Source organism: Streptomyces albidochromogenes (genome assembly GCF_005981925.1).
Taxonomy (GTDB): Bacteria; Actinomycetota; Actinomycetes; order Streptomycetales; family Streptomycetaceae; genus Streptomyces; species Streptomyces albidochromogenes.
This window is the reverse complement of the sequence record NZ_VBVX01000629.1, coordinates 1-1,237: the sequence shown is the minus strand read 5'-3', so window position 1 is coordinate 1,237 and position 1,237 is coordinate 1. Positions and strand designations below refer to the sequence as shown.

Annotated in this window: 1 protein-coding gene; it reads right to left on the bottom strand. The window is 72.7% G+C overall.

Annotation, left to right across the window (positions count from 1 at the left end; all coding sequences use genetic code 11):
- On the bottom strand, positions 1-746 hold a 746-nt coding region (locus tag E2E34_RS34420; RefSeq protein WP_138905731.1), incomplete at its 3' end, for an SDR family oxidoreductase.
- Between the last annotated feature and the right edge of the window lie 491 nt (positions 747-1,237).

Here is a 1,237-nt window from a genome sequence, read left to right as displayed (position 1 = left end):
GGCCAGGACGGTTCCCTGCGCGGTACGACGACCAGTTCGGACACCGCGCTGCCGGCCGGGACGGACAGGGCGTACAGCACCGTGTCGGCCACGATGTCGGGGCTCTGCAGCATGGAGGTGTCGGCGTCCGGGAAGCGCTCCATGATGAACGGTGTCTCCATGCCGCCCGCGATGATGCCGGTGACGCCGATCCCGGGGCAGTCCCGCTGCGCCTCCTGGAACAGCGTGTGGGTGAACGCCCGCAGCCCGGACTTGCCCGCCGCGTACGGTCCGGCCTCGGTCCAGGTGCGGTTCGCCGCCGTGGAGAGGATGTTGACGATGTGGCCGCCGCCGCGGGCGATCATGCGGCGGTAGGTCTCCAGGCACAGGTACATCGGTCCCAGCAGGTTGGTCGTGACGACCCGCGTCACCTCGTCCGCCGTCAGATGCTCGATGGGCTTGGACACGTCGACGGCCGCGTTGTTGACCAGGATGTCCACTGCCTGCCCCTCGGCCTCCAGATCCGTGAAGACCTCGGCGACGGCGGTGGCGTCGCGCACGTCCATCTCCACGAACCGGGCGTCGCCGGGCCCCGTCGCGCCGAGTTCGTTGCACAGGTCCCGCGCCAGGTCCTTGCGCACGTCGGCCACCAGTACGGACGCCCCCGCCCCGGCCAGCCTCCGCGCGATCGAGGCGCCCAGGCCCCGGGCGCCACCGGTGACCAGCGCCTGCCTGCCGTGAAGATCGACCCGTACCGCGCTGTCCATCGTGCTGCCTTCCGTCGTCTTCCGCCGTGCCGGGCGGAAGGGGTGTGCGCCGCGCAACCGCCGCGTCTCCCACTGTGACCCCACGGGACGCCCCCGGCACGCCGGACTACGCCGCCTCCCCCGCCGCCGGCTGTGGTCGCGCTCACGTCTCCGGGCCGCGGGACCGGCGCGGCGCAGGGGGCGCAGGGGGCCTGTGAGCAAGCCCACCAGAAGTACCGGATCCCATGCGGGACACGGGATCGCCGCCCGGCGGACCCCGGCGCGTACGCCTCCCGCCCGCACCGGGCGAACCACTTCTGCCACGATGGTCCAGGCCGTGCCCACAGCAGGACCCGCCGCCCGGCCGGCGTGCGGAGACCACCGGCACGTGGCACGGCCCAGACCAGATCCGGTGGAGCGGCCGCGCAGAGCAGCCGGTGTCACGAGCTTCCGCCGTTCCGCCACTTGAGCCCCGGCTCGTCTTCCGAGTAACTCACTGTGCCTTCCTTGCC